Source organism: Acidobacteriota bacterium, from assembly GCA_035529075.1.
In the GTDB taxonomy this organism is placed as follows: domain Bacteria; phylum Zixibacteria; class MSB-5A5; order GN15; family FEB-12; genus DATKXK01.
The window spans coordinates 38,763-61,425 of record DATKXK010000001.1; the positions used below are offsets into that span (position 1 = coordinate 38,763).

Sequence of the window (22,663 nt, forward strand, 5' to 3'; positions counted from 1 at the left end):
ATACCGGCAGGATAGACATACTCCGGGCATGTGCGCGACAGTCAGATGCCGGTGGCAGGAAGGCGAGGATGTGATTCCGGCCACCGGGCTCCAGGGGTTTGGCAGTGAGGATTTCAGGCTGGTATGACGGCTGAACCGGACCACGACGGAAAGGCCAATCCTGAGGCGGCGATCCCCTCCGGGACGACAGCGGGACGCTATCTGGTCCTGGAGGGGCCGGATTCCACGTGCCTGGGTGAAGTGTACCGAGCCAGAGACACCAGGCTTGGCCGCATGGTGCAACTGTATTTCCTGCCCTCCTCGCCGGCCTCAGACGAGGAATTGAAGACGCGACTGGCCCGCACGGTGCAGGCGGTTGCGGCCCTTGCCTGCCCCGGGTTAACCCCGGTCTATGATATATCCGAATACAACGAGCGGCCGTTCGTTGTCACTGAGTACACGGAGTCCCGGCCCCTGTCGGACCTTATACGGTGTCAGCCGCTTTCTCTTGACCGAACTCTGCAAACGGTTGTATCGGTGGCCGAGGCCCTGCGCGATGTCCACCGTTCCGGGATATTGTACGGTGATCTGAGGCCCTGTAACGTTCTGGTGGACAAGAACGAGCGCTGCCAGCTGGCCGTTCCTGGCCTGCTGGCATCTGACTTCGGCACATGGTCGGACGCGGATAGTGCGTCGAGCAAGGTAAGTGCCTACCGAGCCCCCGAGGCAGTACGCGGCACGCGGCCGGACACTCGGAGCGATATCTACTCGCTGGGCGTTCTGCTGTGCGAGATGATCACCGGCAGTGACGCGTTCTTGAAGGCTGGGCCGGCGGCGACTGTGCGGTCGATCGCAGAGGAAGGCTCAGGCTCAGACGACCGCTGGGGATCGTCGCTGCCGGAAGCAGTCCTGGTGGTGGTCCGGAAGGCACTTCAGGCGGAGCCGGAGGCGAGGTATCAGTGTGTCGACGAGTTGCTGGACGACCTGAGGTACGAACTTGCACAGCGGACGTTTCGGGAAAGCGAGGAGTCGTACCGGTCTCTGCTGGAGAGCGCCCGTGAAGTCATCTTCATTGTCAATCAGGCCGGGGTGTTTCTCTATATGAACCGATATGCCGCGGAGAGGCTGACCGGCGAGCCCTCGTTTCATATCGGGAAATCCATGTGGGACGTATTCCCGCAGCACGTGGCCGACCGCCAGATGGGCCCCGTTCGACAGGTGTTCGAGAGCGGCTGCAGCCAGACGGTGGAGATGGCAACAGAAATCCAGGGCCAAAGCTACCGGTACAACACCAGTCTTCAACCCATAAGGGACGAATCCGGGACGATCGTGTCTGTTCTGGGTATTGCCAGGAGCGTCGACGAGTTTGCAAGTCTCCAGGAGGAACTTGCGCGGCAGCGAGGTCTTGTCTCCACGTTGCTGGATACCGCCAATAGCCTGGTTGTGTGTCTGGATCGGAAGGCCAGGATAACCGTTTTCAACGGCGCATGCGAGCGCGTGACCGGATATACGCGGGCCGAGGTGCTCGGCAAGAGCTGGCCCGATACGTTTCTCCCGGCTGACCACAAGCAACCGGCGCCGGAGGATTTCGGTCAGTGGGTCAGGCAGCATCCACGCGACATGTATGAAGGCCAGTTAAGGACAAAGGACGGTCAGTTCAGGACGATCCTGTGGTCCACCTCGGCCGTGTTTTCCCCTGATTCGGATGAACTGACAGCTATCGCCGTGGGACAGGATATTACCGAGCGCAAGCTCGCTGAACGGACGTTGCGTGAGGCCGAGGCCCGTTTCGGCGAGGTCCTGGAGTATTCCCGTGACGTGCTGTATCGATTGAATCTGGATACGCTCACGTACGATTACATCAGTTCGTCGGTGCTTGAGATGACCGGCTACCGTCCGGACGAAGTGATCGCCGGGGGCGTGGCCAAAATGCGAGCGTTGGTTCACCCCGAGGATTTGAAACGCTTCGGGATGCACAGGGAGGAGTTGATACAATCGGACGCCGACAGTGATACGGCCTTCACGACCGAGTATCGGCTGAAGGTGAAGGACGGCACGTACCGCTGGCTGAGTGACAGCCACGCGCTGGTCCGGGACAGCGAGGGCTCGGCCCGGTTCATAATCGGCACTGTGCGCGACATCACGGAGCACAAGCAGGCCGATGAGGCACTGCAACGGGCGCACGATGAACTGGAGCGACGGGTCGAGCAACGGACCGGGGAGCTTGTCCGGATCAACCGGGATCTGAGGCAGCACATCGAGGATCGGCTCAAGGCGCAACAGGCCCTCCTGGAGAGTGAAGAGAAGTACCGCAACCTGGTCGAACGGGCCAACGACGGCATCTGTATCCTGCAGGGTGGACTGCTGAAATTCGTGAATCAGCGGCTCGCCGAGATGGTGGGCTACACGGTGGAGGAAGTCTTGAATACGCCATTCGTGAGATACGTCCACCCGGATGACGTGGCCGGGATCGCGGAACGTTACCGACTCCGGATGGCCGGCGGTGAGCTGGACCAGGGGCATGAAGCCGGCCTGCTTCACAGAAACGGCCAGCGTATCGAGGTTGAGATGAACGGTAACCTCGTTACCTACGAAGGACGGCCGGGCGATCTCACGTTTGTTCATGATATAACGGAGCGCAAACGATCCCGCGAGGCACTTCAGGCGAGCCGCAGGAGGTACGAGCAGGCGTCAATCGGAGGCCGGGTGGGCGTATGGGATCAGGATCTTGTGACGGGGGAGTTCTTCGTTGACGCGGGTCTCAAGGCGCTTCTGGGTTTCGCGGATCACGAGATTGGAAGCCAGCTCGATGTATGGACCGAGCGAGTACATCCCGATGACGTGGACAGAGTTACAAAGGACATTAATGCTGTTATTAACGGGGCGGTCGATAAATACGAGATGGAGCACCGGATGATCCATCGTGACGGGAGTGTCCGGTGGTTTCTTTCTCGCGGGAAGGCAATCCGTGACGCGGAGGGGAAGCCCTGCCGTATCGTGGGGACGGATACGGACATAACGGACCGCAAGGAGGCGGAAGAAGCACTTCGGGAAAGCGAAGAGCGGTTCCGGAAACTCTCGGATGCGGCTGAGGAGGGGATAGTCATCCATGACCATGGAGTGATAGTGGACGCCAACGAAGCATTCGCTCGCATGACCGGCTATGAGCAACCTGAAGTGATAGGTATGCACATAAGGCCGTTCACCACGGCCGAATCATGGCAGACGGTAGCGGAACATCTGGCCGCCGATAGCGATGAGCCGTATGAGGCGACGGGCATTCGGAAGGACGGCTCGACGCTGTACTGCCAGCTGGTTGGCAAGTCGTATGAATGGCAGGGGAAGACGCTTCGGGTGACGGTATTACGCGACATCACGAGCCGCAAGCAGGCCGAGGAGGCTCTCTTTGAAAGCAGGCGGGCCCTGGCGACGCTTATGAGCAACCTGCCGGGCATGGCATATCGATGCCGGAACGACCCTGACTGGACAATGCTGTTTGTGAGCAACGGCTGCAAGGAGCTGACGGGGTACGAGTCGGCGGAGCTGGTGGGGAACACCCAGATATCCTACAACGAGGTGATACATCCGGGAGACCGGGCACAGGTATTCGAGGTGGTCGACAACGGGCTTGGCGGAGACCGGCCGTTCCAGATGGTGTACCGGATAATCACAAGAGATCGGCAGGTGAAGTGGGTGTGGGAAAAGGGGCGCGGCGTTTATTCCGATGATGGACAGCTGGTTGCACTTGAAGGGTTCATTACGGACATTACTGAACGGAAACGCGTGGAGGATATGCTCCGCCAGACGACCGATGAGCTGGAAGTGGAGCGCGAAGACCTCACCGATAAGAACATCGCCCTGGAGCAGATACTTAAACACATCGACAAGGAGCGGCAGGACTACAAGGCGAGGACCTGCAGGGACATGGAGCAGGCCATCACCCCGATTCTGAAACGTCTGCGGGAGAGTGCCGGTGCGGAACACAGCAACGAGATGGAAGCCCTCGAAACCAACCTTCAGGCCATACTGGCCAAGGACGTCGATGTTTTCAGAGATCGCTATGCGAGCCTGACGCCGCGCGAGGTTGAGGTATGCGAAATGATCAAGAAGGGGCTGTCCTCCAAGCAGATAGCCAGCCACATGAACCTCTCGCTGTACACGGTTCACAAGCACCGTGAGCAGATCAGGGAGAAGCTTGGAATCACGAATAAAAGGGTCAATTTAAGCACGTATCTTCAACTGCATTAGTTCCCTGCCTGTACGTAATAAATACGTAAACAATCAGTATTGACGACTGCTTGTTTTATCATATCTTCTTTAGCTGTAGAGAGCTTTGGAAGGAAGAACCCGGCGGTGCAAGCACACCGACACCGCGAGAGCACATCTGACATCGCCGGGGTTCCAAAAATGATCAGGCACATGCACCTGATCTAGTTTCCCCCCTCTTCAAGAGAATGCCCGGCGGTGCAAGCACACCGAACACCGCCGGGTCCCCTTGTCTCAAACCAGGCGCATGTGCTGTCTAATTTGAACTGCTAATCTCTTACTCACTATCACGCCAGGACTCTCGTCCATTGGCAGGAAGACACGTGCCTGAAAACAGACGTTTCAGACCATAAATGCATGAATAAACTCCTGCCGGTCCCCTGTCAAGGGCAATGTTTTCCTCTCTTGGCGCCGCCAACCGCCGATTGGTCTCCGACGGGAGCCGTCGGGTGAATTGACGGTCAGGCGCGCCGGGCTTTTGCGTGTATAACAGTAGAGTCCCGGCGGTGTCGGAAGTCGACCGCAGGGGTGGTTATCCTGTTTCGGAGAAGCGAACTTGAGTGTCTCGAACAAACTGCTGGCGCTAAGAGCAGGGGTCCTGCACGGGGCGGTGAGGGCGGACCATCCCGACGTGCTGCTGGTTACGGCGGGCGGCGGCTCGAGGGTTTCCACCGGCAGGGCCAGTACGCTGGCCTCGTACCTGACCGGAGACAAATGGACCGTGCACGTTCACAGCGAGTGGCGGCACGCAGCGGGCAGATCGGATCTCGGTGGCGTGATCGACCGACTGGCCTTTTTCAGAGAGCTGGTGCGCGTAATTCCGCGGCATGACATCGTCCACCTGATGGCGGATTCTCCCGGTTCGTTCTGGTGTTTCGTGGTTCCGTCCCTGGCGCTGGCGAGGTTCTTCAACAAGAGGATCATCCTGAGCTTTCTCTGCCCGGAGGTTGAGGACGTTCTTGGCCGGTGGGGTTGGCTCGCGCGCCCGTTTTTCCGTCTGGCCGATCCGGTGGTCGCAGACTGCAATTACGTGGCAGGCATTTTTGCCCGCCACGGTCTGGCCACGCGGATGATATTGCCGTTGCCGCGACGTTTCGCCGGATCTATCCGGCAGATCACACGTCTTCAGCCAAAGATACTGGTTGATCGACCTCTTACGCGAGCCAACAACGTAGCTTGCCTTGTCCGTGCCTTCAAGTTCGTCAAGCAGAAATACCCGCGCTCCGAACTGCTTATTGCCGGTGACGGTCCGGAGCGTCAGGCCCTGCAGCATCTGATCAGCGCCGAGTACATTCATGGCGTGACGTTCACGACTAAAGGGTGGGATGCGCTCTTTGCCGAGGCTGACCTGTACGCGAACTCGTCTTCGTATGATACTTTTCCCGAATCGATTCTCACGGCCTTAGGCGGCGGGCTGCCCGTGGTGACCACCGACGCCGGGGGTATCCCACAGGTTGTCAAAGACCGCATCAACGGCATGGTTGTGCCGATCAACGACCACGTGGGGCTGGCCGAGCGGATTATCGAGCTGGTCGAAAACCCGGAATTGGTGGCGGCCCTGACGACGGCGGCTGGCGACCTTCTGAGAAATTTCTCCTGGGAAAGCGCCGGGAATTCGTGGCGCAGGCTGTACCTGGCCACTTTTGAGCGGAGTTGAGATTCCCCGTTTCACCCGCTTCCGACCGAATATGTGATTGCCAGTTATCTCACCGCCGGGTTATACTTGGTTGATGCCTTCGCAGTATAGCCACAGCAGGCTGAACATGTTTCGCACCTGTCCGCGGAAGTACAAATTCCGCTATATCGAGAAGGTCTCGGTCCCGGAGCGTGTATCGGCTGATTTGTACCTGGGCAGTGCCGTTCATCGACAACTCCGGAAAGCCTACGAGTTGGGTGCGGATGGGATTCTATACCCTCTCGAGGACATGATCGCGGCCTATCGGGCCGAGTGGGATAAGCCGGGTATGGAGAAGATCGCGGTTACGGGTGACTACCGGACGGTGGTGGACTACATCCGCAGCGGTGAAGAGATGCTCCGGCGATTCTACGATCAGTATCAACCGTACGACCAGGGGACACTTCTCGGCGTAGAGCGCAATTTCCGATTTTGCCTGCCGGGGACACCGTTCAGGTTTGTAGCCATAATCGACCGCCTGTGGCGGCGCGAAGACGAAGTGATAGAGATCTGCGACTACAAGACCGGCCGACACCTGGCAAGCCCCGGCGACCGCTTCTTCCTGGAGCAGATGGGGCTTTATCAACTGGCCATACAGTCGGTCTACCCGCAGTTTCAGCAGGTGGATCTGGCTCAGTATTTCCTGAGACACGGTGAGGTTGTCTGCCGTCGCGTGAGTCAGTATGAACTGGATGAGCTTGCCGAACAGTTAAGACAGACTGTACTTCAGACAATTCACGCGCAGCGGCTGGATGATTTCCCGACCCGGGAGAACGGGCACTGCAGTTACTGTGAGTATTATCAGCTCTGTCCGGCCAAGCGGCACCGTCTGCACCTCGAAGCGGAGGCCGGAACCGACGGACCCGAGAAGACTACGCTGGAGTCGGCTGCGGCGCTGGCCGACAGGTACGCGGCCGCCGATGCCGAGTACAAGCGGCTGAAGGCCGAACGGGAAGCGCTCAGGCAGGACGTCGTCCGGACGGCCAGAGAGCTTGACGTGAGCAATCTGGCGGGCAGCCGGGCGGAGGTATCGGTACGGATCTCACGCGAGGAGCAGTTTGTCACCAAGACCTCGGATGCTCAGGCGTTTGCACAACTTGCCCGCCTGGCGCGCGAATGGCAGCTTGACGAGTGTTTCTCCCTCGACGGGAAAGCCTTGATGTCCGAGAGGTACCGTACGGAGCGCCTGACTTCAGCACAGCTTGAGGAGATGAAGAAATTCGTGGTGGAAAAGGAGAACGCGCGCGTTTCCGTCCGTTCCCAGGAACCTCCGGGTGAAGACGAAGTTTAGGACGGATCCTGCGCGGCAGGCAGGCGAAAGCCCGGTGCACTTTGCACGGGGCTTTCTTTGAATTCGGCCCTGCCTTCCGGCGCTATTTGGAAGCGATACTGAGGAAGATAGGGATTATTGTGCGTTTTGTCTTGTCGGTCACCTTAACGGTGTCCGGCGGTTCGCCCTGAACCGAGTCCGCGATGATCTCCAGCGAGTTGCTGGGATGAGTGGTTGTCGTATCCACGGTCAGTCCCTCAATCGGTTCGTCCGTCAACGAAGAGACGAAGATGGTGGCCAGGCGGCCTTTGCCCGGCAGCAGGTTCACTTTCTTGGCGGAGAGGGACGCAATCATGCCGAGTGTAACGCACTGGATGGCGGTGTCGGCCCGGAAAGCGCGGACGTTAAAGTGCTCTACCCGTCCCCCGGTATAGACGCATGAATCGGCGACAATGCGATTCAGCCCGGCGGACAGCTTGAGCGGGATTGACATCCCGACAATTGGTTCATCGTTGAAGTAGGACAGATTGATCGACCAGTTATCGTCGTTGATCCTGGAGACCTCTGCCCAGACCGTGTCGATGGCTCCGAACGCGTCCTGCTGAGCCGTTGCTGCTACAGGGAGCAGTACGAGCAGGGCCAGAGCGGAGAGCATTATAGTAATCGGCTTCATTGTTCCTCCGTGTACTCGTGTGCAATACCTTCGTTTTACAGCCTGCCTCAGGCCAAAGATCCTAAAATTCCGTCGTTTCGTCAACTTCAGTTAAGCTGTTTCGCAACAACTGTACCAGCGAATCCGCCGCTGCCCGGTTGTCCAATTCATCGGCATAAACCCGGGCCGCGGTGAGCAGCGCTCGCTGGCCGATGGCCGAGTTGGGGAAGCGCTCAAAGATAGAAGTGAGAATACCGGCGGCACCGGCCAGATCGCCCTTCTGACGGAGCAATTCGGCTTTATAGGTGCGGGCCGTGGCCTCTCTGAGCGTGGAAGGGGATTGCCGGATGACGTCCTCGAAGTACTGTTCGGCGCGTTGGTACCAGATGTCTGACTCCCTGGGGCGGCCTTCACCGGCGAAATGTCTGGCAAGGAACAGGTAGGCCGACATGGCTTGCTCGGACCCGGCGTAGTTCTCGATCAGAAACCTGTATTCCGACTCCGCCCGCGCCCAGTTGTCCTCTCGCTCGAATGACTGCGCCTTGGTCAACTGGGCTTGAGGCGTCGTGCGGTAGAAGAACCTGTACCTGCTTTCGAGGTCCACCAGAATGTTGCGGGCTGCCTGGTAGTCTCCTTTGTGCTGGTGCACGAGGGCCTGCTTGAGCATCACGACCGGTTGGAGAAGCGTATCGGCCGACAGAATGTCAGCTTCGATCCGCCGGTAGTGTGCCAGGGCGGTATCGGGCATATCCAGCCCGGTGGCGTACAGGTCAGCTATGTGAAGGCGAATCTGCGCATTGATATTTCCCAAGGAATCACGTACGAGGCCGAACTGTTCGATAGCAGGCCGGTACCGGCCGGCCAGTTCGTACAGACGCCCGAGGCCGGCGTGCGAGGCGGCACCAAGCGGGGCGTCCGCGTAGTCACTGATCAATCGTTGATAGTAATTCTCGGCCACGTCAAGGCGCCGGGATGATTCGGATTCGTTGCCGGCCTGAATGGTGATCCTGTAAAGGTGCAGGGGCAGGTTGAAAAGTGTCAGGACAATGGAGCCGTCACGGTCAAGCGGCGGATAGAAAAGTTCTAGGGTGCTGTCGTAGACGGCCATGGCGCTGTCCCATTGGCCGCCGGCCTGCATGGCACGACCCAGGTTGTATCGGGCGGTAATCCCTTCGACGCCCGGGATGCGAACGCGCTCCAGCAGCCGAGTAATGATCGCCTGGCACGTGTCGAAGTGCCTGAGGGCGAAGAAATGCTGTGACAGCCTGGTGCTGCTTTTGAAGGTCAACTCTTCAATCTCTCGAAACTCGGTGGGATACTGCGCGGGGTCAATTGAATCGAGGGCGTGATAGCAGCGTTCGACCAACTCGCCGTAGGCTTTTCGGATGGCCGCGGCGGTTCCCGGGGCATTTAGCTGGGGCCGAATCGCGGCGTCACGGCTGTTCTTTTCTACAGCATAGTATTCCTTTTCGAGATCGTATCTGAGTCGAACGGCCGGGTTGTCGGTACATGCCTGATACAGGAGTCCCGTGACGGCCATAGCGGCCAGCAAGTACCCTCTAAAGTTGCTCATATACGCTTGTATCGGCTATAAGTGGTTATGCTGTAACGGAAGCCAATATAGCCGGCCCGGTTGGTGCAAACAAGGCAAATATCTGTCCGGTGGCTCAACGGTTCCGTTCCGGGTACGGGTCGCTTGACGCCGGGCGCGGTGTCGGCAAAAAAAAGACGGCGCCGGGCGCCGTCTTTTGAAGTTTCAAAAGGCTCCTGATTACTTACGCCGCAAGGCTCCCAGTCCGACAAGACCCAGGCCAAGAAGGATCAAAGTCGCGGGCTCCGGCACCGCGGTCGTCACGGTAAGCTCAACCTTGTCATTGAAATAGTGACAGTCCGAGTCAAAGGCAAAGCCAAACCTGCCGTCAGCCGCATAGGTGCTGAACAAGTCGATCAGTCCCAGGTCGCTGAAAGTATAGGTCAGGTCTATTCCGGGGCCGCCACCCAGGGGATCCGACCATGCGTCGATGAGTATACCCTGGCCGGAAAAGAAGTCGGCGGTGGCGTCACGATCAAATATACGAAGTGTGCCGATCTGGGCGTCGTCCAATAGATGAATGTATAGAAAGTCATTGTCCTCAACGCGGTAATCAGCAATGCCCCTGAAGGTCAGTACAACCTCCCTGATTTCCTCATCGGACTGCCAGTCTATACCCCACGTGTAGGCATTATACTCATTGAGATCCTGGAGATCGGCCGGACCGGGGTTGAACGTGTACACGTACGCCTGAGACGCCGGGGAACCGAGAATGAGAATCACGCAGGCCATAGCGAAGAAGAGGAATATCTTCATGTCCACTCCCATTGGAAGACGCATCAATCCATTTTACCGACATATATGAAGCAAATCACATGCCGCCAAACCGGACCAACCGCTCCATCTTAATCTCATGGTGGGCAGCAGGTTACAAGTGCCCCTGCGGTTTACCCGGTGGCCAGGGCCGGCAGTCTCGGCAGGTCCTTACATAATATAGGCAAGATTGTTCACAATTTGCACACAGGTCAACGCATCCGATAGGGCTGATTACCAAGCCTGTTGGGGTCGGGACAGGCAGCACGATCTGCGGCGGTGGCCGGGGCAAAATAGATGGCGGTCCTGCGTTGTTGGCGGGTGAGCACAGGCCAGAAAAAGGGTTCCTTATGAAAAGCAAACCGACCGAAACCTCAGTGCTCGCCGGTACCCCTCCCGGCAGTTCGGGGTTGCCGCGCCTTGTGAAACTCCGGCAAACGACCGGGTTGCGTTCCCGTGACCGAATGGGAGCCTTGCTGACATGGTCGAACAGCGACGTTGAAAGTGGGCGGTATCGGATCATGCTGTACCGGTTCCTGGCCGATCAGTTGCCGATCATCAATGCGTGCCTGTGGACGTGGGTCAGGCTGATGGCGGCTCCGGGGGAATATCGAATAGCGGAGACCGGCAGGACCGCCCAGGCGGACAGGGCGCAGCGGCGCCTTGACCAACTCTGGAGCCAGGGTTACACCAACGTTCTAGGCAACCGCGTCGGTCTCGTGACGCTGCTTCCGGGCCTGGTCACGTCGCTTCTGAGGGACGGCATGTTCTGCGGGTTTGTCGTAGTGCACCGGGATGGTTCCGGTATCGATCAGTTTTTTCCGGTGGATCCGATTGACATCGTTCGTGAGGAAACGCGGGGTCAATGGCGGCTGGTGCTGGAGCGGGAGAACAGCCGGATAGACCTGAACAGGCCGGATTTCTACTATCTTCCGCTGCGCCACGGCGTCGAGGCGCCGTTTGGTCGTTCGATCCTTCAGCCTATCCCGTTCGTCAGTTACATCGAGCAGCAACTCGTGGATGATATGAGGCGGTCGAGCCACAATTCCGGTTACCACCGTCTGCACGTCAGGATAACGCCGCCGGAGCGGCTGGCCGGAGAATCTGACGACGCCTACACGGACCGAATAGACGGCTATTTCGACTCGACCGTCAAGATGATCAGGTCGTGCGAGGTAGACGACAACCCGGTGACGTGGGACAACGTGGCCGTCGACTATATAGGTCCGGACAAGAGCCGCGAGGTGTCGAACAGCTGGTTCATGAATCACCGGGCGATGATCGAGGATATCTGCGCCGGGACGAACCTGGCCCCGTATCTCCTGGGTTACTCGTACGGAGCGACTACCACCTGGGCGAGTTTAAAGTTCGACGTCGTGATGCGCCAGGTGCGCTCAGTGCAGACGGAGATCGCGCATTTCCTTGAATGGCTGGGGAACCTCGATCTGGCCTTGGCCGGTCTGGACGTGAAGTGTCGTTTCGTCTTTGACAACTCCTTTGCATACCAGGCCGTTGACACGTTGGCAGTGCAGTCCGGGCAGATCGAGAACATCCTCAAGCTATACAACGCCGGCCTGATTGACGAGGTATCGGCGCGCGAGAAGGCGGAGAATCTAATCTGAGAGCGGGCGCGACGCCGGCGGAGTGGCGGCGAGGGATGGTCGAGCCGGCCTTCTTCGCCAAGCGCTTTCTCGGCGCAGAGCTTCATGACGGCCAGCGGCGGTGGCTGGCTGAATCCTCGGCCCGCGAAAACGTTCTCGTGACCGGTAATCGCTGGGGCAAGTCATTTGTCTCGGCGGTAAAACTGATTCACCATGCGATATACCGTCCCCGGCGGCTGGAGTTCGACCGTTGCGGCCGCTACCGGGCCGTCGTGGCATCGATCACGCAGGACCAGGCCAACCTGACCTTCAACCAGGTGGTGCGGTTCATTCGGCGTTCGCCCCTTCTCGAGTCGCTGGTGACGGCAAGTTCCCGGAGCGGACACCCGAGCCTCACCTTCGGTAACGGTGCGTCGATTGAAGCTCGATCCACCCAGAACCGAGGGGAGTACCTGCTGGGCAATGACTATGATCTGTTCATTTTCGATGAGGTTGCGTTCGAGACCGATCCGGAGTACGTGGTCGAGGAGGTCATCATGATGCGGCTGGCCGACCGGGCGGGACGGCTGGATCTCGTCTCAACGCCGAACGGCAGGAACTGGTTCTACCGTCGCGTAAGGGAGATCGAACGGAGGAAACGGCCCGGATACGTTCAGTCCGGGGACAGTAGGGAAAACGGTTTCGTCTCGCGCGACTATCTGGACGAGCGCGTCAGGTATTTCAACGAGGCCCGTCTCAAACAGAACATCATGGGTCAGTTCGTGGATTCGGGCGGTGAGATCCTGCCGGGCAGGTACGTTGATCGCGCCCTGGAGAAGGCTGCCGGGGTATCGGAACCGGTCACCGCCGCGCGGCGCTCTTATCTTTCCGGATGGGACCTGGCGCGCAAGCGGACGGCTACGGTCGGCGTGACCGTCGAACTGGTCGACGGTGTTGCGAGAGTCGTAAGGCTGGAGCGTTTCAGGCGGTTTGACTGGATGGTGGTAATCGAGAAGGTCAAGGCTCGTCAGCGGATGTATCCGGGGCGACTGATCATCGATGCCACCGGCCTGGGTGACGTCGTCGTCGAGCAACTGGCGGAGTACAATCCGGAGGCGGTGGTGTTCACGCCCGCCGTGAAAGCGGAACTGCTGACCAACGTTGAGCTTTTCCATGCCCGTGACGCTGTTTCTTATGATCGGTGGGAGATGCCGGACGGAACAGGAGGGGTGTGGTCGCTGGAGGATGAACTGCGGCAGGCACGCTGGGATCAAAACAGTGACTGCGATGCTCTCATGGCTTTGGCCCTGGCGCTCTGGCCGTTGAGAAAGCGTAGTCGGCCCCAGATCCGGCCGCGGCTGGCCCGAGTCTGACGTCCCGAGCCGCCGGTCAGCGGCAAGGAAACGCCCATTGAGGGAAGGACACTCAACGGGCGCTTCAGGGAGGAGGGTTGGGGAGACTGTACTAAGCTTTTCTTCGCCGCAGCAAATAGATGGCGCCAAGTCCTCCGGCCAGCAGCAGCAAGGTGGTCGGCTCCGGGACGTTAGTAGGTGCGCCGGGATCGCGCTCCGGCGGGTTAGTAATCCCGTCGCCGTCACCGGGCGGCATCTGTGCCGTTTGATCGGCCTGGGGCGGCGACTTCGGGGGTTTCTGAGTTTGATCGACCTGGTTCTGATCAGAGCTCTGGGAATTGTTACCGGGCAGGTTGAATCCGTCGACGGTGTCGAAGGTAACCCCCAGAGCCAGACCGAAAATTATCAGGGCGACAAGCCACTTGAGCGGCTGGCTGGGGTTTCGTCTGTAAATCATCATCACAATCACCTTCCGGTCACTTAATGGTAATTCGTTACAGCTGTGTCCTCAGCGAGCAAAGGTTGTGCCGGGGGCTGCCGGCCGGGCCAAACTGACCCGTTAGTCTGTTATAAGACAGGAGCTTACGCGGATTCCGCGGCGGAGACCGAGGCCTGAAGGCAGCCCGAGCATCCGGCAACCACTTGCGCAGTTTCGCCGCCGAACTGCCGTTAATGTCGGGCGGGCAGGTCCTTGGAAAAAGACAGGTCAGGAGGAAAAATGGCCGTAAGTCTGGCACGAGTCAGTGCACAACTCGCCGAGCCCGGCGAGCGTGTCCCGGCAGAACTGATCGATCTGATCAACCGGAACGTTGATCCACCGACGACCCTTGGAGCCGACGACGTGTACATCCGCGCCATGTACGTAGTCTCCGATCAGGTAAACAGTTTCGGGGGAAGGTTTCCCCGGGACGAGCACGAACGGCTGGCCTCGCTGCTGGTCGATTCGCCGGTAATGGTAGGGCACCGCCGGGACAAGCTGCCGGTCGGACGTACGTTCCACGCCACGAGCGTTATGCGCGGCGACGTGCAGTGGGTAAAAAGCTACTTTTACTGGCTCAAGTCGGCCGAAGGTTCCGAGAACCTGCGCGACAACATCGACGGCGGCATCTACAAGGAGTGTTCCGTCGCCTTCACGTACTGCCTGCCTGAGTGCTCGGTATGTAACAAGGACATCCGCGAGTGCGAACATGAACCGTTGCGAGAATACCGTCACGACGGCACAATCGTCTCCTGCTGGTACAACTACCGTCAACTGGAACGGGTTCTGGAGACGTCTCTGGTCTACCGTGGAGCCCTGCGGGACACGTCGGTGTCCCGGGATCTGAAGTCCGGAGCTGACGGCGCGGATGACAGCCCGGAAACAGCCGACCGACATCTGGCCACGATCGTGAACCTGACGGATCTCGATCCCTCGGCGGATTATCTCGTGGTACCGCGGTACGACGGAATACCGATTCTGATCGGCGTTCGTGATAAGACCGTCGTCGTGACGCGACGTGACGGTTCCGTCGTGGACCACCCGGAGGTGGCGCGTCTGTGCGGGGAAGTCCCTCCAGGCGTGCACACCGGTCACGGGTTGCTTGTCGGATATCGGGGAAAGGAGCGCTGTAGCGGGCGGCAGGTCGAGAGCTTCCTGGCCGGGGCCGAGTCACCGGTGCGCCGTCTGGTGTTGACGCTGTACCCTGAAACCGCGGGAACGGCGTTATCCTGTTCGGACAAGTCAGTCCAGCGGTCGGTCAGGGTGATACCTTACAGGGTGGTCTGCCGGGGCGATCTGCACCGCAAGGCTCTTGAGATCATGACACGTGACGGTGTGGAAATCTGGCCGGCCGGGCGTTCGCCCGCCGGCACCCGAGGCTATCATTACAGGCCTTCGGCCCCGGAGGTGTACCGCTTGGAGTACACCATCACGCAGGATCGCCGACCCGGCGACGGCGTGATCACGGTCCGTCATGGCGGTGACGTGACGTGCTTCGAGATCGTCCGACTTGATGTGGAGCGTCTAATGAAGGGCGGGCGCTTCGTTGCCCGCCGGCTGGCCGGGCCGCCGTCAGAGACCGGGGAAGCGTCGCCGTGCACGGTTGCATCCGGGCAGGTTTCGGGCGTGGACGCCGAGGGTGATGGCATGGCGGTTCTGACGGGAGGGAAAACACGAGAACGGTTCATCTTCCGCCCCGTGCTGCTCGGGGGGAGAAGGCAATACCTGTTCTATCGGCAGGGTGCTCAGTCGTAGGTTCTCAGACTCAGGACTCTGGTGAGGCCTTCGCCGCGGAAGGTTTGACGCACCAGTCCGATGTTGGGTGCGTAGTTCTCGACCACCGAGGCCAGGGGTTCCTTGTCGCCGGCGTGCCTATACAGGTGTACCTCGTAGCGGTATGTAGCGCCGCCGAAAGCAGGCACAAAGACCTGTTCGGTACCGACGAACGTCTTGGTGAAGTAGAAGCCGAAGTAGCCGAAAAAGAAGGCAACCCTGAAGCTTCCCGAATCGGCTTCATAGACCGGCAGGGCACCATCCCAGGATACGTCCTTGTCCGCTGTGCGATCCATCACGACGGCCGGCGTCTGGAACCAGACGATAGCGTCAAGGTCACCAACCTTTCGCCAGTATCCGTTCTGCATGATAAAAGGGGACGAGACCTTTAGATTGAGAAGCGGGACGGTATCATTCTTGATCACCCAGTCGCTGCCGCCGCCGGAGACGCGAATGAGTTGCGTGCCGGTGTCCACTTCAACCTTGTAGCCGCGGATCCAGGTGACGGTGGTATCGACACGTGCATACTCGAGCGTGCGTCCATCCGTGAGGCCGAGCATGTCGGTGCCGGTGACTATCAGCGAGGGACCGGGGCCGGGCTCTTCTTCGGAATCGTCGCTGCAGGCGGCTGTGAACAAACAAAAACACAAAAAACAGACAGACCAGATGTTTTTCACTGCAGCTTCTCCTTTCTCCGAAGGCAACCTGTGCGCGTTTCGCACGGCCAGTCAACAAAAAAGATTGGGGGTTTGGCGCATGTCGAACGGATCAGTACATTTGCCGCTTCATTTAGGGGGACAGTTGCTCAACCTGCTTGTGCTCGCCCTCGGTCTCGCTGCCGCGTACTTCATGACTATCCAGTCGCTCAAGATCGAACTGGCGGCCAAGGCAGAAGGAGCGGTAGTCGCAACCCTTGACAAAAAGCTGAGCGGTTTTGAGGTCTTTCTGAGGGAAGGAGTGGTAAGCAAAGAGCAGTTTTACAGGTTTTCGCAGGAAGTCGAGAACCGACTGACGAGGATTGAACACTACCTGACGAGCCAGGCAGGAGGGAGCGTTGGAAAACGGTAAGAGTCACACCGACTACGTCACGGAGTTGCTCGAGACGCTCAACGACGAGAGCATGTCACTCATCGATTTCGACCGTCTCAGGGAGTGGCTGTCCCGGATGGCTCGCGTTCAGGATGACCGTCGGGAACTAAAAGAGCAGCTTGAGCACCTGCGCAGCGATTACGAGCAGCGTATTGGCGGGATGGTCAAGGCGATGGCGGCGCTGGACCGCAGGCAGGATTCATGGCCGGAGGCTCTGACCCTGGTCGAGTCTCTGCAATCGATGCCGGCCGGGGAGCTGGTGAGTTGTTACCGGCGGGTGGCGGCGCGGTTTCGCGACTGCTTTCCGGCCAGTTTCGGCCTGCTTCGCCAATCCGGCAGACCCGGTTCAAGCCGGCAGGATGTAAGTGTCTACAAGTAGCCGGTGGGAGCCGGCATTCCCCCTTACGCGGGGGAGCCTCCCATAGACAGGATACAGGAACCAGCGAAATTACAGGGGGAATCATGTCAGTACGGGAACAGAACCTTGACACCATAGCACCGGTCTTGGCAACCTTTTCGATCAAGCAGACGGGCGGTGTCGATGACCTCAAGGACGACCACATCGGTCAGGCGGTCGAACTGACGGGCAACTATGAGGTCGGGCCGATCACGGACGGCGGTCAACTCCTCGGGAAACTTGTCAGCCTCACTCTCTCCGACGGCGACGACGGTGATCGCCTGGCTACCGTTCAGGTCGGCGGTGTCTGTCGGCTGCCGATCTCATCGACGTACCCGTCGCCTGCCGACCGCATCGTGGGCGGAGGCAGCGGCACGGTGAAGCAGGCGCCGGCGCTTACCGGCGACGATCCGGCCGGCGGTAATATTGCCAGGGGGACGGTCCTGGAAGTGAACGGCACGACGGACTGTCTCGTTCTTCTCAACTAACAAGGGGGTCACATGGATCTAAATACGATGTTCGATGCCGCCGCCGGAACGCGGGCGGAAGCCGATGCCGGCAGGGAGTCTCTTGTGGGCCAGGTGGATCTTTCGCGTGCGGCCGGGGTCGAAGTGAACCGCGATTTCTACGTTGAGGCCGAAGCGCGGGGGGCGACGCTTTCGGAACTGCTCGAACATGAGGAGTACGACCCGACACCTGCGGGATGTCCGCTGGACGCTTTCGAGCGGCAGCTTGCGCTGGCCGGGATTCGCCTGAGTGGGAAAGCGCCGACCACGGTCGAGCAGTTCTTCCAGAAGGCGGCGGCCCTGATGCCGGAGTTCATGCTGCGGGAGATCAAGAAGGGTCAGGCCATGCGTCCGGAACTGCGGCGCCTCGTGGCCAACAGCACGGCTGTAGCCAGCAACCGCTACACGCCGTTCCACGTCGACACCTCCAATACTAACAGGTTCTCGTTGCGACCGATCGGCGACGGCGCCGAAGTGCCGCATCTGCTGGTCACCGAGCAAACGCACGCCGTCAACGTGGCGGACTATGGGCTGGCGCTGCGGGCTAGCTACAAGGCTCTCCGCTACCGCACCACGTCGCAGTTCCGGGTCCTGCTCTGGTACATCGGGTTCCGGATGCAGACGGACAAGATCGCGATGGTCGTGGACTGCATCATCAACGGCGATGGTAATGACAACGCGGCCTCAAAGATCAATTCGGCCACCGGCGGGTCGCTGACGTACGATGATCTCATCTCGCTGTGGGCCCAGTTCGCGCCCTTCGAGATGAACACGATCATCTGCCACGTCAACACCCTCAAGACCATCCTGACCATGGACGAGTTCAAGGACCCGCTGGCCGGGTACCGCTTCCAGAATCGCGGCGATCTGTTCAGCCCGCTCGGCGCCACGCTGATCCGGTCCGATGAGGTACCGACGGACTTCGTGATCGGTATGGATCATCGCTTCGCCGTGGAGGAAGTGGTAACGCAGCCGCTGGCCGTCGAATACGACAAGATCATCGAGCAGCGCTTTGAGGAGGCGGTCATCTCCGAGTCCGTCTCGTATGCCAAGGTGATCGGCGACGGTTCGGTGATTCTTGACACGGTGTGGTCATAAGACGTGCGGAGCCCGGAGCTTTCCGGGCTCCGTGCCGTAAAGCAGGGGAACCATGCAGAACAAGCTCATACAATCTTCGGCGCTGGCGCCGCTCGGCGAATCGTTCGGGCGGAGACTGTTGCAGGTGGCGGCGGGAGAATTCAGCGGACGGCTGGCGGCGCTCATGCAGTCGTCAGCCGGCGACATTGCCTTGTCCTACGCAGACCCTCCGTACACCTCGTGGTCGAATCTGCAAACGCTCGTGTCGGACGCCGCCGACACGGCTTTCGACTGTCTCATCGAGACCAGCGGGGATATCCACCTCGTTTACACGGCGACCGGCACCTGCTACCTGGTGACTCGGAAGCTGACGCTCTCGGGCGGGACCTGGTCAGCCGGCTCCCAGGTGACGATCTACGACGGCGGTCAGTGTTACAGTCCGTCAATCGTCCGCGAATCGTCGGGCAAGCTCTGGGTGAGTTATGCCTGCTTTTCCCCTCCCGTGTGCACTCTGTACATCAAGTCGTCGGCCGACGGCGGGGCAAGCTGGGGGTCGGGAGGCTCGGACGCGGGCACCGAACTGGCCGGTCCGAGCATGAATCTCTGGGCCAAGACGCTGATCGGTTTGAACGACGTCATCGTGATCTACACGATTGACCTGCAGAAGATTGCCATGTGTTGCCGTCCGCTCAGTGGTGGCGGCTGGACCTCGGAGTTCGTGATCAGTAGCGGCGGTTCCTTTTCGCAGAACTTTGACGCTGCGGTCAGATCCGACGGGCTTCTGGCTCTCGTTTACGAGGCGCAGGGACTGTACTACCGTGAGTACGATGGGAACGGCTGGAGTCCCGTAGTACAGATTGACTCGGCGGTCTGCACCTCGCCCAACGTATTCTTTCGGGCGCAGGCTCCGGCCATCCTGTACCTGTCACTTTTTAACGGAACCCAGCACGTGGTCAAGTACTCGGTGCGCAGGGCAGGGGTTTTCACGGCACCGGAGGCGCTTGACCGGCGTGCCTGCCCGTTTGATTCGGTGATCCTGTTTGACGCGTCATCCGAGTCCTTCGAGGATCGCACAAGCGAGGCGGCCAGTGGCACCGTCGGCGATCTTTACCATTCCAAGTCCGGTTGCCTGGTCGGAGACACCGGCGATCAGATTTATCTGGGGATGGAGGCGCCGTTTCGTTACGCGCATTTTGTTCTGTCAACGGCCGGAAGCGGCGGCACCGTGAGCTACACCTACTGGGACGGCAGCGTTTGGAAGTCGTTGACGCCGGCGGGCGGGATGTCGCACCTGGATGCCGCTACCGAACGAATACTTCTGTGGCAGGATTACATGCACGTCCCTGACGACTGGCAGAAGTGCTCCATCGATTCGCTCAACCGGTTCTGGATTCGGATCGAGGTCATATCATCATACGCCACCGGGCCGGTCGGGACACAGGCAACGGCCGTCTCGGAGCTACATAAGCTGATCGTGAGGAGGTGAGGTCATGTCGTACACAAACGCCGACCAGGTCAGGCATCACTTGGTGGCACGGTTCCCCATCCAGGGACGTGTCAGCAACCAGGCTGTTGTCATAAGGTCGGACGATTACATATCGTTCTACGGCGGCGCCGTTGATCAGTCCTCACTGGTCGTAAAATCGCTTCAGGCAAACGAGCCGACCCGCGTTGACGTGACGCTCGGCGCTGGACGCAATGCCCTGGGTACATCGCCCCTGGTGCCGGGATCAGTGGTTGTGGCATCGGACAGCTCCCTCGGCACGGTCTATGTCGAAAACGCCGACTACGTCGTTGACTATGAGACCGGTGAACTCATGATCAAGGACGGCGGCTCCTTGTCGGCTGGCCAGGACGTGACCGCCTGGTGCATCGCCTACCGGGAGTATACGGCCGGTGCCGACTACGAGGTGCGGGCCGATCGGGGTGAAATCCGTAGGCTCGCCGCCGGCGACATCGCCGGCGGGGAAACCCTCTGGCTGGATTACAGCCCGGTTTACCAGACGTTTGACGATGAGGTTGTGAACAACGCGGTGATCACGGCCAACGGCTTGGTCGAACGCGAAGTGGACAAGGACCGGCAGTTCGGTGCCGATCCGATGCTGGTTACGGCTGCCACATATCGGGCGCTGGAAGTGGTCTGCCGCACGTCCGCGGTGCGCGAACTGTCCGGCACGGACAGCGGTGACAGGAAAGCCCTGGCCTGGATGAAGCTGGCCGAAGAATACGCGGCGGAAGCAGCCAGGCTCCTGCGGTCATTTCGGCCGCCCGGTATGAACGCATCGGCGCCGAGGCGGGCGTAAAGGGGGAATCATGCTTAGCGGACTGGAATTGCTTAAATCACGCCGGGCCTGGTTCGTACCCGACGTCGTAATCTGGGGATTGCCGGGTCTGGGGCAGGTGCAGTATCTGACTCAGGAAAACGTCGACTCCACGACCTCAGTATTGTTCGGCGCCGGTGAAGTCGGTCAGGCCGAGCAGGAAATCTCGTTCAGCGAGCTTACCGATCACCGAGGAAACCAGCTCCCTGACTCCATCGGCGCGGCGAGGGTCTTTCCGCGATCAAAGGAGGGACACCTGGTCTTTGTTGTCGGCCAGGAATCAAACGAGAAATTCAAGATTGCCCGCGACCCCGACGCGCCGACCGCGGTCACGGCCGACCTGCTGATCTTGGAAATGGGTGAGTAAGTCGCGCCGGACATCCGGTCGGGCTGAGGCGCAAAAGACGGCTGACCGGCTTCTTTTCGATCTCATACTGCGTGGCTACAAGTCGCTGTGTAAACAGGTAGACGAAAACATGAAACCGGGGGATTGGCTTAAGATGATCGAACTCCATCGCAAGGTATCGCCGGACAAATCGGCGCAAAAGGAACTCTGGGAAAGCCTGGAGAAGATTCGCCGCGAGATTCTGGCGGGGAAGAAGGTCGAGGTACAGGCTCGTGACGGTAAGGATGAACGTGCCGGAAGCAAGAAGTAGACCGCCGTTTCAGGTGCGGCGCCCGGGCGGCCGGCGCCGGAGTCAACTCGTTCAGGCGGGCTGTCTCATGAAACACTGGTTGCTTGTATTCCTGTTGTTGCCGGTGCCGGCTCAGGCCGGGAGTTTTACGCTTGGAGCCGGCAGCTACGACGCGGATGCGTCCTATATGTCCAAGCTGGCCACTGGGGACAATTACGGATCGGGCGATTACATTCAGATCTACGAGGATGGATCAAGCACCGGTCGCTATCGCGCAGTCGCTGACTGGCCGGAGCTGAAGGATTCTCTGTACGGGGAAGCGGTTACGTCGTGCAGCTTGTTTGTCAAACTGCATGAGTCCGACAGCAAAGGCGCGACCACCATGCAGTTCGGTGTCTACGGCCTGCTGAGGCACTCCGTTGAGACGGAGATCTGCTGGGATTCGGCGCAGAAGGACCCCGGCGGCGTGGCCTGGACAACGGCCGGGGCCGACGGAAGCGGCACCGACAGAACCAGCACCATGTATGACGTGCATACCGGGGTGGGCGACACGATTGCCGGTGAGTGGTTCGCGTTCGACGTGACGTCACTGGTCCAGACGTGGGACGGAACCGATACGGCGAACGCACAGGGGTTTATGATTGCGCCGATCGAGGATAGTCACAACTGGAAAAACATCCTCTTCTGCAGTGACGACCACGCGACAACCGGAAACAGACCATACGTAAAAGTGGCCACGACCGAGGGCGGCGAGGTGCTGCTCCCGCGACGCAGGAAGTTACTCACAGGAGGTAGATAACGTGAAGAGACTGTTGGTTTGGCTGGTGCTCTGCCTGACGATCCCGGGTGCTCTCAATGCGTTTGGGATTGTTAACAGGACCGCCACGCGAGACACGCTTTCGATACCGTTCCAGGTGCTTGACAGTCTGGCCAAACCGGTCGATCTGGCCGGCGGTGACTCGGTGTATGTCACCGTCTTTTCACCCGGCGGGACGGTGGTCTTCAAGGACTCGATGGCTTACGATGACGCCAGTCTCAAGTCCTACGATTGGGAGGATTTCAACGGCGGCAAGCATTACGCGTACACCGAACAGGTGTCTGTCCTTGACGGATCGAGCACGGCGGACGGGGTGTTCACCTACATATTGGTTGTCGACGACAACACGGGTGCAGACCTCATCACGCCGGTCCACGGGTACTTCCAGATCATCAACTCGAACTTCGAGAGCGGGCTGGATTCAGCCGGGCTGGCGGCGGAGCGCTCCGGCA

At 59.6% G+C, this 22,663-nt stretch carries 21 protein-coding genes; 16 read left to right on the top strand and 5 right to left on the bottom strand.

What is annotated here, in order from left to right; translation table 11 throughout:
- Positions 1 to 123: 123 nt before the first annotated feature.
- The 3 genes from VMY05_00120 to VMY05_00130 all read left to right on the top strand — a co-directional run bounded on the left by VMY05_00120 (position 124) and on the right by VMY05_00130 (position 7,211).
- On the top strand, positions 124 to 4,227 hold the full coding sequence (locus VMY05_00120; GenBank protein ID HUV29481.1) for a PAS domain S-box protein: 4,104 nt from the start codon (positions 124 to 126) through the stop codon (positions 4,225 to 4,227).
- A 574-nt stretch (positions 4,228 to 4,801) separates the two neighbouring features.
- On the top strand, positions 4,802 to 5,902 hold the full coding sequence (locus VMY05_00125; GenBank protein HUV29482.1) for a glycosyltransferase family 4 protein: 1,101 nt from the start codon (positions 4,802 to 4,804) through the stop codon (positions 5,900 to 5,902).
- Between the two features lie 73 nt (positions 5,903 to 5,975).
- Positions 5,976 to 7,211 carry a PD-(D/E)XK nuclease family protein gene (locus tag VMY05_00130; GenBank protein ID HUV29483.1) on the top strand — a complete coding sequence of 412 codons (1,236 nt, stop codon included), beginning with the start codon at positions 5,976 to 5,978 and terminating at the stop codon, positions 7,209 to 7,211.
- An 82-nt stretch (positions 7,212 to 7,293) separates the two neighbouring features.
- On the opposite strand, the gene VMY05_00135 is transcribed toward VMY05_00130, so the two are convergent.
- The 3 genes from VMY05_00135 to VMY05_00145 form a co-directional block, all read right to left on the bottom strand.
- Complete coding sequence (locus VMY05_00135) at positions 7,294 to 7,863, bottom strand: hypothetical protein (GenBank protein ID HUV29484.1); 570 nt, start codon at positions 7,861 to 7,863, stop codon at positions 7,294 to 7,296.
- Between the two features lie 61 nt (positions 7,864 to 7,924).
- Positions 7,925 to 9,415 carry a tetratricopeptide repeat protein gene (locus VMY05_00140; protein HUV29485.1) on the bottom strand — a complete coding sequence of 497 codons (1,491 nt, stop codon included), beginning with the start codon at positions 9,413 to 9,415 and terminating at the stop codon, positions 7,925 to 7,927.
- Between the two features lie 198 nt (positions 9,416 to 9,613).
- Positions 9,614 to 10,189: a PEP-CTERM sorting domain-containing protein gene (locus VMY05_00145; protein HUV29486.1), complete on the bottom strand. Its 576-nt coding sequence runs from the start codon at positions 10,187 to 10,189 to the stop codon at positions 9,614 to 9,616.
- 461 nt (positions 10,190 to 10,650) lie between these two features.
- On the opposite strand from VMY05_00145, the gene VMY05_00150 reads away from it, so the two are divergent.
- Both VMY05_00150 and VMY05_00155 read left to right on the top strand, forming a co-directional pair.
- A complete protein-coding gene (locus VMY05_00150) occupies positions 10,651 to 11,808 on the top strand; it encodes a hypothetical protein (GenBank protein ID HUV29487.1) in 1,158 nt (385 codons plus the stop codon).
- Between the two features lie 35 nt (positions 11,809 to 11,843).
- A complete protein-coding gene (locus tag VMY05_00155) occupies positions 11,844 to 13,139 on the top strand; it encodes a terminase family protein (protein HUV29488.1) in 1,296 nt (431 codons plus the stop codon).
- Positions 13,140 to 13,230: 91 nt separating this feature from the next.
- Here the strand turns inward: VMY05_00155 and VMY05_00160 are convergent, their stop codons facing one another.
- Positions 13,231 to 13,578 (bottom strand): PEP-CTERM sorting domain-containing protein, encoded by a 348-nt coding sequence (locus VMY05_00160; GenBank protein ID HUV29489.1) that lies wholly within the window; start codon positions 13,576 to 13,578, stop codon positions 13,231 to 13,233.
- Between the two features lie 258 nt (positions 13,579 to 13,836).
- Here VMY05_00160 and VMY05_00165 point away from each other — a divergent pair, with 258 nt between their 5' ends.
- Positions 13,837 to 15,351 (top strand): hypothetical protein, encoded by a 1,515-nt coding sequence (locus tag VMY05_00165; GenBank protein ID HUV29490.1) that lies wholly within the window; start codon positions 13,837 to 13,839, stop codon positions 15,349 to 15,351.
- Here VMY05_00165 and VMY05_00170 read toward each other — a convergent pair.
- Positions 15,342 to 16,046 carry a hypothetical protein gene (locus VMY05_00170; protein ID HUV29491.1) on the bottom strand — a complete coding sequence of 235 codons (705 nt, stop codon included), beginning with the start codon at positions 16,044 to 16,046 and terminating at the stop codon, positions 15,342 to 15,344. The genes VMY05_00165 and VMY05_00170 overlap by 10 nt on opposite strands.
- A gap of 79 nt (positions 16,047 to 16,125) precedes the next feature.
- On the opposite strand from VMY05_00170, the gene VMY05_00175 reads away from it, so the two are divergent.
- The 10 genes from VMY05_00175 to VMY05_00220 form a co-directional block, all read left to right on the top strand.
- Positions 16,126 to 16,437, top strand: a complete 312-nt coding sequence (locus VMY05_00175; protein HUV29492.1) for a hypothetical protein — start codon at positions 16,126 to 16,128, stop codon at positions 16,435 to 16,437.
- Positions 16,424 to 16,837 carry a hypothetical protein gene (locus tag VMY05_00180; GenBank protein HUV29493.1) on the top strand — a complete coding sequence of 138 codons (414 nt, stop codon included), beginning with the start codon at positions 16,424 to 16,426 and terminating at the stop codon, positions 16,835 to 16,837. Before VMY05_00175 ends, VMY05_00180 begins: the two co-directional genes overlap by 14 nt.
- Before the next feature lie 83 nt (positions 16,838 to 16,920).
- The gene (locus tag VMY05_00185) at positions 16,921 to 17,343 is read left to right on the top strand and encodes a hypothetical protein (GenBank protein HUV29494.1); all 423 of its coding nucleotides are present in this window, start codon (positions 16,921 to 16,923) and stop codon (positions 17,341 to 17,343) included.
- A gap of 12 nt (positions 17,344 to 17,355) precedes the next feature.
- Positions 17,356 to 18,459 carry a hypothetical protein gene (locus VMY05_00190; protein ID HUV29495.1) on the top strand — a complete coding sequence of 368 codons (1,104 nt, stop codon included), beginning with the start codon at positions 17,356 to 17,358 and terminating at the stop codon, positions 18,457 to 18,459.
- Between the two features lie 52 nt (positions 18,460 to 18,511).
- Positions 18,512 to 19,924, top strand: a complete 1,413-nt coding sequence (locus tag VMY05_00195) for a hypothetical protein (GenBank protein ID HUV29496.1) — start codon at positions 18,512 to 18,514, stop codon at positions 19,922 to 19,924.
- Between the two features lie 4 nt (positions 19,925 to 19,928).
- The gene (locus VMY05_00200) at positions 19,929 to 20,741 is read left to right on the top strand and encodes a hypothetical protein (GenBank protein HUV29497.1); all 813 of its coding nucleotides are present in this window, start codon (positions 19,929 to 19,931) and stop codon (positions 20,739 to 20,741) included.
- Positions 20,742 to 20,751: 10 nt separating this feature from the next.
- On the top strand, positions 20,752 to 21,126 hold the full coding sequence (locus VMY05_00205; protein ID HUV29498.1) for a hypothetical protein: 375 nt from the start codon (positions 20,752 to 20,754) through the stop codon (positions 21,124 to 21,126).
- Complete coding sequence (locus VMY05_00210; protein HUV29499.1) at positions 21,119 to 21,415, top strand: hypothetical protein; 297 nt, start codon at positions 21,119 to 21,121, stop codon at positions 21,413 to 21,415. The genes VMY05_00205 and VMY05_00210 overlap by 8 nt, the downstream gene beginning before the upstream one ends.
- A 67-nt stretch (positions 21,416 to 21,482) precedes the next feature.
- A complete protein-coding gene (locus VMY05_00215; GenBank protein HUV29500.1) occupies positions 21,483 to 22,193 on the top strand; it encodes a DNRLRE domain-containing protein in 711 nt (236 codons plus the stop codon).
- A gap of 1 nt (position 22,194) precedes the next feature.
- Positions 22,195 to 22,663, top strand: a 469-nt coding sequence (locus VMY05_00220) for a hypothetical protein (protein HUV29501.1), incomplete at its 3' end; no start/stop codon positions are given.

Excerpts from the sequence above, each read along its gene's own strand:
- VMY05_00120 (HUV29481.1), top strand. The coding sequence starts at position 124 with ATGACGGCTGAACCGGACCACGACGGAAAGGCCAATCCTGAGGCGGCG.
- VMY05_00130 (HUV29483.1), top strand. The coding sequence starts at position 5,976 with ATGCCTTCGCAGTATAGCCACAGCAGGCTGAACATGTTTCGCACCTGT.
- VMY05_00135 (HUV29484.1), bottom strand. The coding sequence starts at position 7,863 with ATGAAGCCGATTACTATAATGCTCTCCGCTCTGGCCCTGCTCGTACTG.
- VMY05_00140 (HUV29485.1), bottom strand. The coding sequence starts at position 9,415 with ATGAGCAACTTTAGAGGGTACTTGCTGGCCGCTATGGCCGTCACGGGA.
- VMY05_00145 (HUV29486.1), bottom strand. The coding sequence starts at position 10,189 with ATGAAGATATTCCTCTTCTTCGCTATGGCCTGCGTGATTCTCATTCTC.
- VMY05_00150 (HUV29487.1), top strand. The coding sequence starts at position 10,651 with ATGGGAGCCTTGCTGACATGGTCGAACAGCGACGTTGAAAGTGGGCGG.
- VMY05_00155 (HUV29488.1), top strand. The coding sequence starts at position 11,844 with ATGGTCGAGCCGGCCTTCTTCGCCAAGCGCTTTCTCGGCGCAGAGCTT.
- VMY05_00160 (HUV29489.1), bottom strand. The coding sequence starts at position 13,578 with ATGATGATTTACAGACGAAACCCCAGCCAGCCGCTCAAGTGGCTTGTC.
- VMY05_00165 (HUV29490.1), top strand. The coding sequence starts at position 13,837 with ATGGCCGTAAGTCTGGCACGAGTCAGTGCACAACTCGCCGAGCCCGGC.
- VMY05_00175 (HUV29492.1), top strand. The coding sequence starts at position 16,126 with ATGTCGAACGGATCAGTACATTTGCCGCTTCATTTAGGGGGACAGTTG.
- VMY05_00185 (HUV29494.1), top strand. The coding sequence starts at position 16,921 with ATGTCAGTACGGGAACAGAACCTTGACACCATAGCACCGGTCTTGGCA.
- VMY05_00190 (HUV29495.1), top strand. The coding sequence starts at position 17,356 with ATGGATCTAAATACGATGTTCGATGCCGCCGCCGGAACGCGGGCGGAA.
- VMY05_00195 (HUV29496.1), top strand. The coding sequence starts at position 18,512 with ATGCAGAACAAGCTCATACAATCTTCGGCGCTGGCGCCGCTCGGCGAA.
- VMY05_00200 (HUV29497.1), top strand. The coding sequence starts at position 19,929 with ATGTCGTACACAAACGCCGACCAGGTCAGGCATCACTTGGTGGCACGG.
- VMY05_00205 (HUV29498.1), top strand. The coding sequence starts at position 20,752 with ATGCTTAGCGGACTGGAATTGCTTAAATCACGCCGGGCCTGGTTCGTA.
- VMY05_00215 (HUV29500.1), top strand. The coding sequence starts at position 21,483 with ATGAAACACTGGTTGCTTGTATTCCTGTTGTTGCCGGTGCCGGCTCAG.